Annotated in this window: 12 protein-coding genes, 1 tRNA gene and 2 rRNA genes; 7 read left to right on the top strand and 8 right to left on the bottom strand. The window is 42.2% G+C overall.

Annotated features, from left to right (window positions below):
• From L4C37_RS04940 to L4C37_RS04930, 3 genes are all read left to right on the top strand, one after another.
• Positions 1-125: ribosomal RNA gene (locus L4C37_RS04940) — 23S ribosomal RNA — on the top strand; the annotation flags it as partial.
• Between the two features lie 94 nt (positions 126-219).
• Positions 220-335: ribosomal RNA gene (rrf, locus tag L4C37_RS04935) — 5S ribosomal RNA — on the top strand.
• A gap of 86 nt (positions 336-421) precedes the next feature.
• Positions 422-512: transfer RNA gene (locus L4C37_RS04930), tRNA-Ser, on the top strand.
• Between the two features lie 194 nt (positions 513-706).
• Here L4C37_RS04930 and L4C37_RS04925 read toward each other — a convergent pair.
• The 6 genes from L4C37_RS04925 to ppsA form a co-directional block, all read right to left on the bottom strand.
• Entirely contained in the window at positions 707-2,029 is a 1,323-nt protein-coding gene (locus L4C37_RS04925) for a CoA-disulfide reductase (protein ID WP_273297200.1), read from the bottom strand.
• A 76-nt stretch (positions 2,030-2,105) separates the two neighbouring features.
• A complete protein-coding gene (locus tag L4C37_RS04920) occupies positions 2,106-3,512 on the bottom strand; it encodes a cation:dicarboxylate symporter family transporter (RefSeq protein WP_429768040.1) in 1,407 nt (468 codons plus the stop codon).
• Between the two features lie 37 nt (positions 3,513-3,549).
• Positions 3,550-3,933: a RidA family protein gene (locus L4C37_RS04915; RefSeq protein WP_137373625.1), complete on the bottom strand. Its 384-nt coding sequence runs from the start codon at positions 3,931-3,933 to the stop codon at positions 3,550-3,552.
• Positions 3,934-3,957: 24 nt separating this feature from the next.
• Entirely contained in the window at positions 3,958-4,623 is a 666-nt protein-coding gene (locus L4C37_RS04910; protein WP_180033712.1) for a helix-turn-helix transcriptional regulator, read from the bottom strand.
• 515 nt (positions 4,624-5,138) lie between these two features.
• Positions 5,139-6,473 carry an MATE family efflux transporter gene (locus tag L4C37_RS04905; protein ID WP_429768039.1) on the bottom strand — a complete coding sequence of 445 codons (1,335 nt, stop codon included), beginning with the start codon at positions 6,471-6,473 and terminating at the stop codon, positions 5,139-5,141.
• Between the two features lie 261 nt (positions 6,474-6,734).
• Positions 6,735-9,107 (bottom strand): phosphoenolpyruvate synthase, encoded by a 2,373-nt coding sequence (ppsA, locus tag L4C37_RS04900; protein WP_137373629.1) that lies wholly within the window; start codon positions 9,105-9,107, stop codon positions 6,735-6,737.
• Between the two features lie 169 nt (positions 9,108-9,276).
• Between ppsA and ppsR the strand changes: the two genes are divergently transcribed.
• The 4 genes from ppsR to L4C37_RS04880 all read left to right on the top strand — a co-directional run bounded on the left by ppsR (position 9,277) and on the right by L4C37_RS04880 (position 14,289).
• Positions 9,277-10,110, top strand: a complete 834-nt coding sequence (ppsR, locus tag L4C37_RS04895; RefSeq protein ID WP_429768038.1) for a posphoenolpyruvate synthetase regulatory kinase/phosphorylase PpsR — start codon at positions 9,277-9,279, stop codon at positions 10,108-10,110.
• Between the two features lie 337 nt (positions 10,111-10,447).
• Positions 10,448-12,358, top strand: coding sequence for an arginine decarboxylase (gene speA, locus L4C37_RS04890; protein ID WP_273295067.1), 1,911 nt, complete (start codon positions 10,448-10,450; stop codon positions 12,356-12,358).
• Entirely contained in the window at positions 12,359-13,288 is a 930-nt protein-coding gene (gene speB / locus L4C37_RS04885; protein WP_429768037.1) for an agmatinase, read from the top strand.
• Positions 13,289-13,476: 188 nt separating this feature from the next.
• Positions 13,477-14,289, top strand: a complete 813-nt coding sequence (locus L4C37_RS04880; RefSeq protein WP_429768036.1) for a crotonase/enoyl-CoA hydratase family protein — start codon at positions 13,477-13,479, stop codon at positions 14,287-14,289.
• A gap of 286 nt (positions 14,290-14,575) precedes the next feature.
• On the opposite strand, the gene L4C37_RS04875 is transcribed toward L4C37_RS04880, so the two are convergent.
• The gene (locus L4C37_RS04875; protein WP_429768035.1) at positions 14,576-15,049 is read right to left on the bottom strand and encodes a hypothetical protein; all 474 of its coding nucleotides are present in this window, start codon (positions 15,047-15,049) and stop codon (positions 14,576-14,578) included.
• Positions 15,050-15,437: 388 nt separating this feature from the next.
• Positions 15,438-16,448 carry a helix-turn-helix domain-containing protein gene (locus L4C37_RS04870; RefSeq protein WP_429768034.1) on the bottom strand — a complete coding sequence of 337 codons (1,011 nt, stop codon included), beginning with the start codon at positions 16,446-16,448 and terminating at the stop codon, positions 15,438-15,440.
• Positions 16,449-16,564 lie beyond the last annotated feature (116 nt).

The following is a 16,564-nucleotide window of genomic DNA, read 5'->3' as shown; positions in this document are numbered from 1 at the left end:
GAGTTTTCCCTGACGCTTTAAGCGTCCTTAAGGGTTGTCGTAGACTACGACGTTGATAGGCAGGGTGTGTAAGTGCTGCGAGGCATTGAGCTAACCTGTACTAATTGCCCGTGAGGCTTAACCATACAACACCCAAGGGGTTTTGTGGACTCAATAGAAATACCAGACCTTGAATGAGTTTGAAGAGAACTAAAACAGCTTTCCGAATTTTAAAATTTGCTTGGCGACCATAGCATTGTGGACCCACCTGATTCCATGCCGAACTCAGAAGTGAAACACAATAGCGCCGATGGTAGTGTGGGGCTTCCCCATGTGAGAGTAGGACATCGCCAGGCTTTAATTAAGTTTTTAGATTTTAAAAATCTAAAAACAAAAACTAAAGACAGCATACAAGTAAGACTGATTTTAGTAACAATTTGTTGGAGGGATGGCTGAGTGGTCGAAAGCACCGGTCTTGAAAACCGGCAACCGTTAATAGCGGTTCTAGGGTTCAAATCCCTATCCCTCCACCACCATTAAAAAGCCCGCTGAGAAATCAGCGGGCTTTTTTGCGTCTTGAATTTGGTAGCAGAAATTTCAAACGCTTTGAAACGGAAGGTCAATCGGTGAGCTGAAACATAGTGCTTTAGGCATGAAAAAGCAGAGCGTAATAGCTCTGCTTTGGTGTTTAATTGAACATTACTTGGAACTTGTATACTCAGCTTGTTTATTTAGCGACGTTGCCAGCGACGTTTAGAGCATCCCAAGTTCGTGCAAATGGCGGAGCGTAGCAGAAGTCCATGTAGCCTAGTTGTTGAGTCGTCATATTAGCGGTGATAGCAACAGCTAGTGCATTAATACGACCAACGGCTCCTTTTTTTCCTACGATCTCACCACCGAGCAAGACGTGAGTCTCTGGGTGATAAACCAACTTCACCTTGATGTCTTCTTGACCTGGGTAGTAATCTGTTTGGTTCTTATCTGAAATGGTTGATACTTTCACATCTAAGCTGTGTTCTTTCGCCAGAAGTTCAGATACGCCTGTACAAGCTAGCTCGTAATCCAATACCTTCAAACAAGACGAGCCTAAGAAGCCTGACATGTAAGTGTCTTTGCCTGCTAACTTGTCTGCCATCATGCGAGCTTGTTTGTTGGCAGTGGTCGCTAAAGGAACATATACGGGTTTGCCTAGTGCCATATGATGGACAACGGCACAGTCGCCGACGGCATGGATGTAAGCGTCTTCAGTGGCACCATATTCATTCACCAACAACGCGCCATTTTGAGCTTTTGGTAATTCGAATGCTTCCGTGTTTGGTTTGAAACCGAGTGACAGGATCACGACATCGGCTTCTATATTGCCGTTATCGGTTTCTACTATGTAACCACCTTGTTCTGCATCGCGAATCGCAGACACACTGCAACCTGTCTTGAGTTCTGCACCTGACTCACGAATTGCATCTTCGACTACTTCAATAATTTCAGGGCTAAATTGACGGCTCATGATGTGCTGTTCACGCTCGATAATCGTCACGTGTTTATCTAAGCCATGCGCTGCGTCAAATACTTCCAAGCCTATAAATCCAGCGCCAATGACACACACGCGCTGTTTGTTATCATCTTTAAGCGCTTCCTTGACTGCTAAGCCATCTTCCATGCTCGTTAGTGTGTATACGTGTTTTGGATTGAATTCACCGAATGATGGTACGATTGGGCGTGCGCCTGTCGCAATCACCAGCATATCGTAATCAATAATGCTTTCTTCACCTTGGCTACGCACCGTAATTTGCTTTTCAATACGGTCGAACGACACCATTTCTGTTTCTATACGTACATCTAGGCCAGATTTGATGGCTTGTTCTGGTGTACGTGAGATCATTCTTTCTGTGTCATCAAACATGCCGCCTGCAAAATAAGGTAAACCACATGCTCCGAAAGAGATGTAGCTACGCTTATCTAAAACGATGACTTCGTCTGATGGCTGATTACGTTTGTATTTTGCTGCGAAACTCATACCGGCGGCGCTACCACCTATAACAACAACTTTCATATTTACTACCTAAATAACCTGAACTCAGGAAAACAGAAGAGCACTCAAGTGGAGTGCTCTTAATTAATTTTGGGAATTATACTGCTGCTTCTTTTGAAACTGTCGCTGTAACATCAGCGTCGTATTGCTCAGTATTCAGTGAGCCGTTTTTCTTCGCCGTTAGAACACCAGATAGCATAGAACCAGAGATGTTTAGTGCTGTGCGAGCCATGTCAATTAGCGCTTCGATAGATACTAGAATCGCAACCACTGTGATATCTAGACCCATAATGGTCAGTACCGCTACTGCTGCGAATGTTGCACCGCCACCGACACCCGCGATACCGAATGAAGCAATCGCGATAACAGCAATTAGTTGTAGGATGAAGCTTAAATCAACAGGCATACCCATTACTTGTGCTGCCATGATAGCGAGCATTGCTGGGTAGATACCCGCACAACCGTTTTGACCGATACTGGTACCAAATGTCGCTGACATGTTTGCGGTTTCTTCATCAACGCCTAGGCGTTGAGTTTGTGTTTCAACGTTTAGCGGAATAGCTGCCATGCTTGAGCGAGAACCGAAACCGAATACTAATACTGGCCAGATTTTCTTCATGAACTTAGCCGGAGAAAGACCGAACATTGATATCATGACGAAGTGGATGCCGAACATAACGCCGATTGCTACATAGCTTGCTAGAAGGAAGCGGCCCATTTCAGCCAGTGCGAACAGGTCGTTCGTCATCATGAACGTGGTCATCAGAGCGAATACACCGTAAGGCGTTAGCTTCAGAATTTCACGAACCATTGAAAGTACCACTTCTTTTGCAGAGTTGATGAAATCAACGAAGTTTTGCACTTTCTCAGGCTTACGATTCTTCACTTGAAGGATACAGTAACCGAGGAACATACCGAACAGTACCGTTGATAGCGTAGAAGTACGTTGAGAGCCCGTTAGCATGTCGAAGATGTTGGTTGGGATGATAGACAGAGCCATGCCTGACAGACCACTACTCGCCATTGCATCTTGTGTTGCTACCAGTGAGTCACCGCGAGCTTCAATCGCACTGTTTGTGCCGATAGTGCTTACTAGCGCGTTTGCATCGATACCAAATAGGTAAATACTTGCGATACCAACTGCCGCTGAGATTGCACAAGTGAAAAGTAGAATACCGATGATCTTTGGTGCGATTCGAGATAGCGCGCCACCACCTTCAACGTTCATGATCGAAGAGATCATCGCTACGAATACAAGTGGGATAACGATCATTTGTAGAAGTTTGATGTAACCTTTACCGAACACTGAAATCAGTTCAGCAAAGCCAGATGTCGCAACGTTGCCGACACCGAAAACAAGTTGAATTGCGCCACCGAACAGCAAGCCAGCAGCAAGTGCACTGAGTACGCGGAAGTTAAAACTTTTCTTTTGCTTTTTGAAGTTCGATAGCAGTGCGTAGAACCCAAAGAACAGTACGCTTAATGCGATAAATGAAACACTCATGAGAATCTCCTATGATACCCATTAATACCTAAGTCGGTTATTTTCTGTATGCGATGGCTTCAACTTCAACCAGTGCGTCTTTTGGTAATCTTGCTGCTTCAACACAAGAACGTGCAGGTGCGTTCTCTACCCCAAACACCTCGGTATACACTTCGTTAAAGGCAACGAAGTTCTCCATGTCTGATAAGAAGCAGGTTGTCTTCAATACTGTGTCTAAGCCAGCCCCGCTTGCTTCTAAAACAGCCTTCAAATTTTCAAGAGATTGACGAGCTTGCTCTTTAATTCCGCCCTCAACAAACTGCATGGTTTCTGGAACGAGAGGTAATTGACCTGATGTATAAACCATGTCGCCATAAGACGTACCTTGTGAGTAAGGACCGATAGCTGCAGGTGCTTGTTCAGTGGCAATGATCTGTTTCACGATGTAACTCCTAAATTATTGGTTTTATTCTGATTTAAATTCACGGATAAACTTGTAAACGGCCTGTCGGCTGATCCCAAGTTGCTCTGAAACTTGTGTTGTCGTCTCTTTTAGCTCAAATACTCCGTTATCGAATAAACAGCGAATAATGGCTTTATTACGACCTTTGGAAGAAACCGATTCATCTTGATCAACTTCTTTAATGGCTGAATGCAATGCTTGTTGAATCACGTCGTTTGCATTGTTGCTGAATGTTTCGCTGACAATGGTTTGCGGCACATTACACTGAGGCATCAGCGTTTTGACGATTTCTGGAAATGGGAAAGATAAGTTCATGTTTATACACAGCATGCCGATAGGCTTTTTCTGTGGACCAGCTAGCACACAGGTCGTCGATTTTAGTAGGGAGCCGTCTGCTGCATTAGTGAAATAACTCTTTGGAGAAACTTCGCCAGTTTTCTCGAATGTACTCCACATACGTAAACCTAAATCGGTGATAGGTGAGCCGATTTCACGACCCGTGTGGTGACCATTGACGATCTTTACGACTGAGTTTTCTAGGCTTTCAAATGAGTGAATGACCACTTCGCAGTAGGGACCAATCAAATCAGCAATAGTCTCTGCTAAGCGGAAGTAATTACTTAAGCACTCTCTGTCTTCATCTGTGAATCGAACTTGTTTTACATTCATGATTTCGGTTTACATTTTTGAACTCAATGATTAAAAACTACTCCTTTAGTGGTATTTCAGCAAGGTGCAGTAAACTTCTTTAAACCACTGTAATTTGATTAAAACATCTTCCATAAAGGTATTTATGGCTTAAATGACGACTGTTATTTGAGCGTGATCACCAAAAATCAGAGATGTGAGTTTAATTTCTTAAACTCCATCAAGGTTTACATAATTAAAATCAAAGCTTTTGTTTTTGGAGGTTTTGATGATCTAGAACAATTTCTAAACGTCATAAAAATAATGTGCGGTAATTTGCGATACCTTGGGAAAGGAAAAGCGTCGATTGGGAATATTGAGGTGAGATGATGCCAAGTCGTGGAGATTTTCAGATCACTATGAATAATATGGAGAGTCAGATAAATATAGGGTAGAACAAAAAAAGCAGCCCTCAAATGAGCTGCTTTTTAGACCGACGAGACGAATCGTTGATACGACTAACTATTAGCCAATAGCCAATAGTCAATAGCTAATAGCTAATTGGTCAAGTGAGCCTCTATCTTCTGAATCACTCGCTGATACATGAACCATGCACATATCCCAGCTAGAACGTTGCCTACCATGGCTCCCCAGAACAGACCTTCTATTCCAGCAAGCTGAGAACCTAACCATAAACATGGTAAGAAGAAGGCGAATAAGCGCAATGCTGAGATCGTAAGTGCAGTGTAAGATTTACCTAGTGCATTTGAGACTGAAACCATCAACATACATATGCCTAAAGGACCTAAGCTGATAGGCACGATGAGTAGGTGATAGTTTAAAATTGTAGACACTTCTGCTTCGCTGGTCATCAGGCTAGCTAGCCCGCTTGAGAACAGTAAAGTGACTAGCGCAATGGTGATTTGAAACCCTAATACGAACATTACTGCAATCTTAACTAGCTTACGAATGTCATCCAGTTTCTTTTCGCCTAACATGCGACCAATCATTGGAGGCATAGACATAGTAAGCGCGAGTACAGCGACAATTGAAAAGAATTCGAACCGTGAACCTAGTGCCCAAGCTGCAACGGCTGTCGCGCCATAACCTGCCAACAGTTTTGTTGCGAACATAGAAGATACTGGTGGAAGTAACTGGCTGATCATCGCCGGTCCCATGATATGACCGATTGATTGAACACTTTTACCAATGTTGAGATCGTGCCAGTCAAACGTCATCCAATGCTTCTTTGTTACTTTTGGCGCGACAATCAAAATACCAGTACCAAAGGCCAAGATCGTTGCAATTGCAGCACCGTTAATACCCAGATCGAGCGTAAAAATAAAAATGGGGTCTAGGATAAGGTTAATGACACTGGTTGCGATCATCATTGTGCCTGGCAACATCGTATTACCATTAGCACGACAAACACTGTAAAAGAAATACAGCAGTGCACCTATCCAAGAGCTCACCAGCCAGTATATCCAGTAAGAATCAATTATTGGTAATACAGTATCTGGTGCATCTAATAGTTGCAAAATAGGGTTACGAAGCAGGTATATGATCACAGAGAAAACTGCAACGCTCACGCTTCCCATCACGATGACTAATCCACCAAGCTGCTTAGCGTAACGTGTTTCGTTTGCTCCAATGGCTCTAGCAATGACAGCAGTAGTTGCGATTCCTAAACCAACTTGAATTCCAATGATGATCATCTGTATAGGTAACGTAAAACCTTGAACCGCGAGAGGTAGCACGCCTAATTGACCAATGAAGGCACTGTCGACAAGTTGAAAGCTCATGAGGGAAAGCACCCCAAAGAGCATTGGCCATGTCATAGTAAATAGCTGTCGACCGAGAGAAGGTACAGGAGTTGCGGTAATAGAAGTCATAACATTCTTATTAGTATTGAAGATAGGTACATCACTGTGATGAATCACTCAGTGTTGATTGGCGACAAGGATAACGTAAGGTTAGCTTGATACCAATAATAGTTACTAGTTCTATCTTTTAGGTCTAACTAGGTTGCGGCTAATGTTGATCTGATGACGTAGTATTTAAAGGAAAGCCAATAATATTTTGTATGGATGAAGCGTCATTAAAAAAGCCAGTCATCGTGACTGGCTTTTGTGGTTTAGGTATCGCCTGAAGCGTTATTTACTGGCTACAGTACCCAGTTTCAACCATGTGTCGATAACCGTATCTGGGTTTAGTGAAACAGAGCTGATGCCTTGCTCCATCAACCACTCGGCTAGGTCGTCATGGTCAGATGGACCTTGGCCACAAATACCCACGTATTTACCTGCCTTAGCCGCGGCATCGATAGCCATTTTTAGCATCGCTTTAACCGCAGGGTTACGCTCGTCAAATAGGTGCGCAACATCACCTGAATCACGATCTAAACCAAGAGTCAGTTGAGTCATGTCGTTTGAACCGATAGAGAAGCCATCGAAGTATTTCAAGAACTCATCCGCTAAAATTGCATTTGATGGTAGCTCACACATCATGATGACTTTCAGACCCTGGTCGCCACGACGCAGGTCGAACTTAGCCAGAATGTCGATAACAGATGCCGCTTCGCTTGGAGTACGAACGAATGGAATCATGATTTCAACGTTTTTCAGTCCCATCTCGTTACGAACGCGTTTTAGCGCTTGAGTTTCAAGCTCAAAACAGTCTTCAAATACCGGGGAGATGTAGCGAGATGCACCACGGAAGCCCAGCATTGGGTTCTCTTCATGTGGTTCAAATGTTTTACCGCCAACAAGGTTGCTGTATTCGTTCGACTTAAAGTCAGACATACGCACGATTACTCGCTTAGGCCAGAACGCGGAAGCGATAGTCGCGATGCCTTCTGTTAGCTTGCTTACATAAAAATCGATTGGATCTTTGTAGCCACGAATACGTTCGTTGATTTCCGCTTTGATCTCTTCCGTTTGTTCATCAAAGTTCAGCAGAGCTTTCGGGTGAATACCGATCATCTTGTTGATGATGAATTCCAGACGAGCAAGACCAACACCTTCATTCGGGATTTGTGCAAAGTCGAAGGCACGGTCTGGGTTACCGACATTCATCATGACTTTGGTTGGCAGCATTGGTAGCTCATCAACCTCAGAACGTTTGATCTCAAAGTCGAGTTCGCCGTTGTAAACGTAGCCTGTTTCACCCTCTGAACATGACACTGTCACGGTGTCGCCATCATTTAGGCTACTTGTTGCTGTACCACAGCCAACAATTGCAGGGATACCGAGTTCACGAGCAATGATGGCTGCGTGACAAGTACGGCCACCACGGTTAGTGACAATCGCAGAAGCTTTCTTCATCACAGGTTCCCAGTCTGGGTCTGTCATGTCGGTTACCAGTACGTCACCATCTTGAACCAGTGACATTTGGTCTAGCGAGTCAACCAAGCGTACAGGACCAGAACCGATACGTTGACCGATAGCGCGACCTTCAACCAAGACATCCGCTTTGTTGTTTAGCTCGTAACGTTCAATGACGTTTTGGTCACTTTGAGAACATACTGTCTCAGGACGAGCTTGAACGATGTAAAGCTTGCCGTCGATACCATCTTTTGCCCACTCAATGTCCATCGGACGTTGGTAGTGCTTCTCGATGATCATCGCTTGTTTTGCTAATTCTTTGATCTCTTCATCGTTTAATGAGAACTCGTTACGTTCTTGAGTATCGGTGTCGATGATATCAACTTGCTTGCCGATCTCTTGATTGGTTGAGTAGATCATCTTGATCAACTTAGAACCAAACGTCTTTTTAACGACTGGGTAATGCCCCGCTTCTAGCATTGGCTTGTGGACGTAGAACTCGTCTGGGTTCACAGCTCCTTGTACGACCATTTCACCAAGCCCCCAAGAAGAGGTGATGAACACTACTTGGTCGAAGCCTGACTCAGTATCAAGAGTAAACATAACACCTGAAGCGGCTTTGTCTGAGCGAACCATACGCTGGATACCCGCAGACAATGAAATGCCTCGGTGATCAAAGCCTTGGTGTACTCGGTAAGAGATAGCGCGGTCGTTAAAGAGTGATGCGAAGACGTGTTTAGTCGCTTCTATAACTGCATCGATACCTTTCACGTTAAGGAAGGTTTCTTGCTGACCTGCAAAAGAAGCATCTGGAAGGTCTTCAGCCGTTGCCGATGAACGAACCGCAACAGACAATTCTTCGTTGCCCTCAATCAGTTCGCGGTAGTTATCTCGGATATCTTGCTCTAGTGATTCTGGGAATGGCGCGTCTAGAACCCATTGTCGAATCGTTGCACCTGTCTTACGCAGTGCGTCAACGTCTTCAACATCAAGTTCATCAAGAAGTTGGTGGATACGCTCATCAAGACCTTTGTAGTCAAGAAAGTTATTAAACGCATAAGATGTGGTAGCAAAACCATTAGGTACAGATACGCCAGCGTTGGCTAGGTTAGAAACCATTTCGCCAAGTGAAGCATTTTTACCGCCGACTTTGTCGACATCTTCCATGGATAGACCATTAAACCAAAGAGTATTATTTTGCATTTGTTTCTCGCAAGCATTGTAGGGATTTAAAAGGCAAACGATTACGTCAGAAGCTAAAAAAAACGAAGATATTTTTCAAAGCTGTGGGGGACGTAATAGTCAGCAGGGTTTTATTATCGATATTATGGTGTTCATCCTACTCAAAATAATTTTAAAAATTAAATAAAATATGCAAATTGATATTCAAAGTCGTGATGTATTCTATGTTTCTGATGGAACGGCCATAACATGTGAGACTTTAGGGCATGTTGTTCTAGGTCAATTTCCATTCGAAGCTAATGAAAAAACCTTCCCGTTTGTCGAAAGTGAAGACAAACTTTCTGACTTATTAAAAGAAATCGATATTTCCTATCGCACTACAGGTATCGAGCCTTTGGTGTTTTTCTCTATTGTTATTCCGGACATTAAAACCAAGTTGCTGACAGCTCCTGCACATTGTTATGACGTACTGGAAAGCATTGTCCAAAAAGTACAAGACGATATTCAGATGGCTCCCAAGCCAAAATTGCAACGTTCGCGTAGCGTGAATAAAGATTCTGATAAGTATTTTGATAGGATTGCTGCTATTGAATATACGTTAGCCCATGATGATGGCATCACATTAAAAGGGTTAGAAGAAGCCGATATTATTTTGCTCGGCGTCTCTCGCAGTGGTAAAACACCAACTAGCCTCTATATGGCAATGCAGTTTGGCTTGAGAGTCGCGAATTACCCATTCATTCATGATGATTTAGCGCGTTTGAAGTTATTACCGGAGTTTGAGATTTATAGGCACAAATTGTTTGGTTTAACCATAGATGCAGAGCGCCTGACAGAGATCCGTGAGAACCGTTTAGCGGGCAGTGACTACGCTAGTGACTCGCAATGTGCCTATGAATTACAAACCGTAGAAGCAATGTTCCGCCGAGAAGCGGTGCCTTATATCAATACGTCATCACTGTCGGTGGAAGAGATTTCAACTCGAATCCTTGAGCGAACAGGCTTAAGAAGGCGATTACTTTGATGCTTTTTACTCATTAATGCCTCTAATCCAATAAGAACTCTAATTAACTATGAGCTCTGATTTTTAACACTCCGATTTTTTAATTTATTTGAGATTAATGGCTTCAATGTATTAATTTTCTATCAAATTTGGCAGGTGATAACCTTGTACCGTAAGCGGGGCTTGGTTACTTAAATTGCTTGTCGTTACGACAAAATTGTTTTGTTGGATTCTATCTGCAAATTATCCGTTAATGTGCCCGCCACAGAGTTTTTGAAAGTGTAAAACACTGTGTCGGGTATGATTTCAGGACCTTCTGATTCATGTTTTATTCTCCCTGCTAAATGTGAGATTAGATGTGGAAAACATTTCTAAACTAGACCGTGTTCGCGCTGATTACAACGTTCATTACTGGAGCCAAGGCTTCTATGGTATCGATAACCAAGGTGAGGTTTATGTATCACCTCGTAGTGACAATGCGCACCAGGTTCCTCTCAGTAATATCGTTTCCCAGCTTGAACAAAAGCAGCTAAACCTGCCGGTACTGGTTCGATTCCCTCAAATACTGCACCAACGTGTGCATGGGGTGTGTCAGGCGTTTAACCAAGCGATTGAAGAATACCAATATCAGAATAATTACTTGTTGGTTTATCCGATTAAAGTGAACCAGCAAAAAGAAGTGGTTGATGAGATTTTAGAAAGCCAAGCTCAGCTAGAAACTAAGCAACTTGGTCTAGAAGCGGGCAGCAAACCGGAACTCTTAGCGGTGCTTGCTCTGGCTCAAAAAGCGAGTTCGGTTATCGTATGTAATGGCTACAAAGACAGAGAATATGTTCGCTTAGCATTAATCGGTGAAAAGCTCGGGCACAAAGTTTTTATCGTGCTAGAGAAGCTTTCAGAGCTTGATCTAGTGCTTAAGGAAGCGCAGAGCCTAGGCGTAAAACCACGTTTGGGCATTCGTATTCGCTTAGCTTCTCAAGGCGCAGGTAAATGGCAGTCAAGCGGGGGTGAAAAGTCTAAGTTTGGGCTTTCTGCATCGCAAGTGCTTACGGTAATTGAGCGCCTTAAACAAGAAGACCAATTGGAAGCGATGCAGCTTGTCCATTTCCATCTTGGTTCACAAATGGCGAATATTCGTGACATTCGAAACGGTGTGAATGAATCAGCGCGTTTTTACTGTGAACTGCGTGGTATGGGGGCTGATATCAAATACTTCGATATCGGTGGCGGTTTAGCGGTCGACTACGATGGAACACGTAGCCAGTCTTCAAGCTCTATGAACTATGGCTTGATTGAGTACGCTCGTAATATTGTGAGCACAGTCGGTGATGTCTGCCTGCAATATCAGCAGCCTGTACCTGTGATTATCTCGGAATCGGGACGCTCTTTGACGGCGCACCATGCCGTGCTGATCACCAATGTGATCGGGACAGAAGCTTATCATCCGGAAGACATTCATGCTTTAGAAGAAGATTCTCCAACGCTATTACAAAACATGTGGCGTAACTGGGAAAACCTTCAAGATGGCAGCGATGCTCGTGCGTTGATTGAAATTTACAATGACACGCAAAGTGACTTGGCTGAAGTGCACTCGCAGTTTGCTACAGGAGTTTTGAACCTACAGCAAAGAGCGTGGGCAGAGCAGTTAGCGCTGAGAATTTACTTTGAACTCAGCCGCCAGATGAGTACTAAAAATCGTTTCCATCGTCCAATTTTGGATGAGTTGAATGAGCGGTTGGCTGATAAGTTTTTCGTGAACTTTTCTTTGTTCCAATCCCTGCCAGATGCATGGGGTATTGATCAGGTATTTCCTGTTTTACCATTGTCTGGTTTGGAAGAAGTAGAAGATCGTCGTGCTGTGATGCTAGATATCACTTGTGACTCAGATGGTGCCATTGATCAATACGTGGAAGGTCAGGGCATTGAAACGACTCTACCAGTGCCCGCTTGGAACGCAGATAAGCCGTACTTAATGGGATTCTTTTTAGTGGGCGCATACCAAGAGATTCTTGGTGATATGCATAACCTATTTGGAGACACTCACAGTGCCGTGGTGACTGTTGATGAGAATGGTGAAGCGGTTATCGAGCGAGTAGACGAAGGCGATACTGTTGAAGACATGATGCGTTATGTCCACATTGATGTAGATAAGATTCGTGATAATTATCGTGAGCTTGTTGCGGAACGTGTAGACGTAAAAGAACAGCAAACAATACTACAAGAATTAGAAGGTGGCCTAGCGGGTTACACCTATTTAGAGGATTTCTAAATGAATGATTTGTTCACTAAAACTGATTATTCGCTTTACTCGAATTCGATGAGTTTTATGCGCCAGCCTTATCTTCGGAATCCAATATCATCAGATGCGGATCTTGTTGTGTTAGGTGTACCGCTGGACATGGCAACGTCAGGTCGACCAGGTGCTCGAATGGGACCTGATGCTATTCGCCGTGCATCGGTAAATTTAGCGTGGGAAGGTAATAAATTCCCTTGGGATTTCAACGTATTTGATCGTGCCAAGGTCATTGATGCTGGTGATTTAGTCTTTGATTGTGGTGACGCTGAAGACTTCACTTATCGTTTAGAAGCGGCAACCAATGAAATACTAAAAAGTGGCAAAACCATGCTGGCTTTAGGTGGCGATCACTTTATCACATTGCCAATCTTACGCGCTTACGCAAAGCATCACGGTGAAATGGCATTGATTCATTTTGATGCACATACTGATACGTATGCCAATGGCAGTAATTATGATCACGGCACTATGTTTTATCATGCACCGAATGAAGGGCTTATCTCGCCTAAGCATTCAGTTCAAATTGGTATTCGCACAGAATATGACAAGCAAGATCATGGTTTTAATGTCATCAATGCGATGGAAGCTAACGATCTGAATGCTGATGATATCGTAGCTCGTATTCGAGAAATTATTGCTGACAAGCCTGTGTATGTAACGTTCGATATTGATTGCCTAGATCCTGCATTTGCACCGGGTACGGGAACACCAGTATGCGGTGGCTTGAATTCAGATAAAGTGCTTAAGATACTTCGAGGTCTAGCGGGTGTGAACATTGTGGGTATGGATGTGGTCGAAGTCTCGCCACCTTATGATCACAGTGACCTTACCGCATTGGCAGGTGCGACGGTGGCACTTGAGTTGATGTACGCTTGGGCATCGGGTCGTCAGATTGATAAGTGACGATTAAATATTGATAAGTGACGGTTAAAAACGTCGCGGCAAAATTCAGAAGCCGATCCATTGGGTCGGCTTTTTTGTTTCTAGAGTGTTTGTTTTTTGACCACCATCTCTACGTTGAAAGTGCTTCCTTTCTAAATGTTAAATCTTTGTATATGTTACTGGTACGACTTCTTAATTAGAGTAGGACTATGTCTGAGCAACCTCGTGTGACTTGTACCATTGATGATAACCAAATCGCGACCGTGATCCTTAATCGAGCAGATAAACTCAATGCGATTGATATGCCGATGTTTCAAGCCGTCAATCATCTCACGAAATCGTTAAGCCGTAATAAGCAGGTACGCGCCGTTATTGTAAAAGGTGATGGCAGCGATTTTTGCTCGGGCTTGGACGTAAAATCATTGCTGACAAGTAAGACAGGTGCACTCAAATTATTATTTAAGTGGTGGCCTACTTTACCTAATGATGCCCAGCGTTTTTCTGTTGGCTGGCGAGACATTCCTTGCCCTGTGATCTTCGCGATTCATGGAAGGTGCTGGGGTGGTGGTTTACAGCTTGCCAGTGGTGGGGATTTTCGTATTGCTAGCCCAGATGCTAACTTCTCTATTATGGAAGCCAAATGGGGGCTGATTCCGGATATGGGTGGCGCGTTGGCGTTTCGAGAATTAATGCGTCAAGACCACACATTAGAAATGGCGATGACAGCCAAAGTCATCGATAGCCAACAAGCTAAAGATTATGGGCTAGTGACTAAAATAGCTGAAGATCCGTACGCTGAAGCTTATAAACTCGCTCAAGAATGTATTGAACGATCTCCTGATGTATTAGCTGCTACAAAAAAGCTGTATCACAAAACATGGTGGACAAGCCCCGGTTTGGCGCTATTTTTAGAAACCTGGTATCAAATTAAGGTTGGAATTGGTAAAAACCGAATCATTGCTGGGAAAAGAGAACGTCGCCCTGAAGATAAACCAGACTATTTACCAAGGCAGTTTAAGTAAAGAGTGAGCTATCTCAATTACACACATGACCCAATTGTTCATGAAATTAAATGGAAACAGCATACTCATTGCAGTTTAGCCATAGTGAACTTCTTAGCAAGAAAAACTATCAACGACTATTAGTTCTAATTGCTTTATAAGTTTTGTTTAACTGTGTGGACAACAAAAAAGCCTTTAATCTCAGACCAAAGGCTTAAATTCTAGTAGTTCTAGTTCTAGTTCTAGTTCTAGTTCTAGTTCTAGTTCTACAAGCTATATTTCTAGTAAATGATTAACTAGTATGGATTTATCTTCCCTGCTCAGAGGTTTTATCTGTATCGTCTAGCGCAAAGTAGATTTTGGATATGATGATTTCTGAAACTAAGATAGCGAACACAACTGCGAAGAATGCGACAACACCATTCCAAGGGCCTGAGAAGTCGACTTTGTCACCGAACATTATGTTGATAGCCTCTAGCATAACGAATTTAGACCCGACTAAAATAATATAAGTCGATACCCCTCTAAGCACTTTAGGAGCTGTACCTGGCTTAGATTTGAAATAGTCAGCAATCTTATGCTCTAGCCCAATTGATAACTTCAATAGTAATTGAAGTAAAATTGCAGCCGCAAATGATATTGTGAAGGATTCAATATTTACAAATTCCCAGTATTCATCAAAGAAATTTAAAACCGTTAAATCAACTAATACTGCTAAAGAATAACCAACAAATAATCGTTGAGGTGTATTAAATCCATATACTTTTTCAATATTGCTCATAATCATGCCTTCTAATAAATCGTTCATATAAACTTATATTTAAATATCCATAATATCAACCATTAAATTGTTGTTTTTAAATAATAAGTTTTATTTTATGTATGGCGCGTAATGGTAAGTAGTTATGGGAAATATAAAGGATAATTAACTGAAAATTTAATTATAGAGAGAATGTTTATGATTGTTTACTGCCTAGTTAAAGATGTTTCTGAGCTTTCTTTAGATATTGATCTTGCAAGTTTTTTGCAAAATGAATTATTTTTAAATTAGTAAAATTAAGGATGTTATTAATATATTTAGTAGTTATACCTTATGCGAATTAAGTGTAATTTATCCTATTACTAAGGAATAAATGAATTGGATCGAGTCGTATAGACTTATTCGAAATTTATGATATCAAAGGTGACGGGGTGATTGAACGTTGGTAAATCCTTGGAGTTAACCCTGACACTCTTTTAAATGCTCTGGAAAAATGAGAAATATTACTGTAGCCCAACTGTGCTGATATATAAGTTAATGAGTGTTCTTCCTCCATTAATTCGCAGGCTACTGAGAACATTAAACTCTCTTTCAATTTTCTAAAGGATGTATTTTCATTTTTTAGCTTTCGTTGAAGAGTTCTTACTGAGAAGTTGAGGAGCTCTGCTGCTTGTTCAATAGTTAAGTTTTGTTCATTTACGTATGGCTTAAGCAATTCAAAAACACTGTCTGTAAAACTGGTATGCCATTCAATTATAGAGGGCTTTGCGCTTAATTCTTTGGAAGATAACTGAATGGGTAAGTTGAGAATTTTTTCCGGAATATAAATCGAAGTTTTACCTTGCTCTATGAATAACTGGCAATTGGATGGTGCGATACTTTTTATAATATCTATTTGCTTAGTATGTAACTTTATTTTAGTTGGGTGCCATTGAGTGCGGGTGAGGATCTGTATTAATTCTTTAATATAGATAATGGCAAAAGCTTCACTCCAGGCGAACGATGGTGAATCAACATAATGTGTATTTCGGGTAAACCAATGCTGCCCGTGTTCTTCAGTGAATTCGATTTTGCTTCCAGGTGAGTCGTTTTCAAAAATGGTATCGATATTCATGAGGGCATCGCCAATTGTTTCATAGGCAACGAATTGATGAAGAACATTTGGGATGATTCTTTGCCTAAATGAGAGCGCTAATATGTCAGTAAACTGAGTGACTCCTAATTGGCTAGAGGTTAAAAATATCAGACGTTTGATTGATTCCGAAGGCACAAAATCACTGTTCATTTGGAATAAATCAGATGGTAAGCCAGAGTCGATAAGCAACTGGTGGAGATCGAACCCATATTCAGAAAAAACCTGAACGAGTATTTTGGCATAATCGGTTTGAATAACTGGAACCTCATAGGCATTGTTCTTCATATTAAGTTTCTCCTTGATTCAACCCGGCAATTATTCGGTATATATACTAAATGTTATAACATGCTCTATAAGCTTATAGTTAATTTCTTGAGTTTTCGCATTCTAAGTATATATTT

This window comes from Vibrio kagoshimensis (genome assembly GCF_050337535.1).
Lineage (GTDB): Bacteria > Pseudomonadota > Gammaproteobacteria > Enterobacterales > Vibrionaceae > Vibrio > Vibrio gallaecicus.
The sequence above is the reverse complement of the archived record's forward strand: the minus strand, read 5'-3'. Positions and strand labels throughout refer to the sequence as shown.

Excerpts from the sequence above, each read along its gene's own strand:
- L4C37_RS04925 (WP_273297200.1), bottom strand. The coding sequence starts at position 2,029 with ATGAAAGTTGTTGTTATAGGTGGTAGCGCCGCCGGTATGAGTTTCGCA.
- L4C37_RS04880 (WP_429768036.1), top strand. The coding sequence starts at position 13,477 with ATGTCTGAGCAACCTCGTGTGACTTGTACCATTGATGATAACCAAATC.
- speB (WP_429768037.1), top strand. The coding sequence starts at position 12,359 with ATGAATGATTTGTTCACTAAAACTGATTATTCGCTTTACTCGAATTCG.
- ppsA (WP_137373629.1), bottom strand. The coding sequence starts at position 9,107 with ATGCAAAATAATACTCTTTGGTTTAATGGTCTATCCATGGAAGATGTC.
- L4C37_RS04905 (WP_429768039.1), bottom strand. The coding sequence starts at position 6,473 with ATGACTTCTATTACCGCAACTCCTGTACCTTCTCTCGGTCGACAGCTA.
- ppsR (WP_429768038.1), top strand. The coding sequence starts at position 9,277 with ATGCAAATTGATATTCAAAGTCGTGATGTATTCTATGTTTCTGATGGA.
- L4C37_RS04875 (WP_429768035.1), bottom strand. The coding sequence starts at position 15,049 with ATGAGCAATATTGAAAAAGTATATGGATTTAATACACCTCAACGATTA.
- L4C37_RS04910 (WP_180033712.1), bottom strand. The coding sequence starts at position 4,623 with ATGAATGTAAAACAAGTTCGATTCACAGATGAAGACAGAGAGTGCTTA.
- L4C37_RS04920 (WP_429768040.1), bottom strand. The coding sequence starts at position 3,512 with ATGAGTGTTTCATTTATCGCATTAAGCGTACTGTTCTTTGGGTTCTAC.
- L4C37_RS04870 (WP_429768034.1), bottom strand. The coding sequence starts at position 16,448 with ATGAAGAACAATGCCTATGAGGTTCCAGTTATTCAAACCGATTATGCC.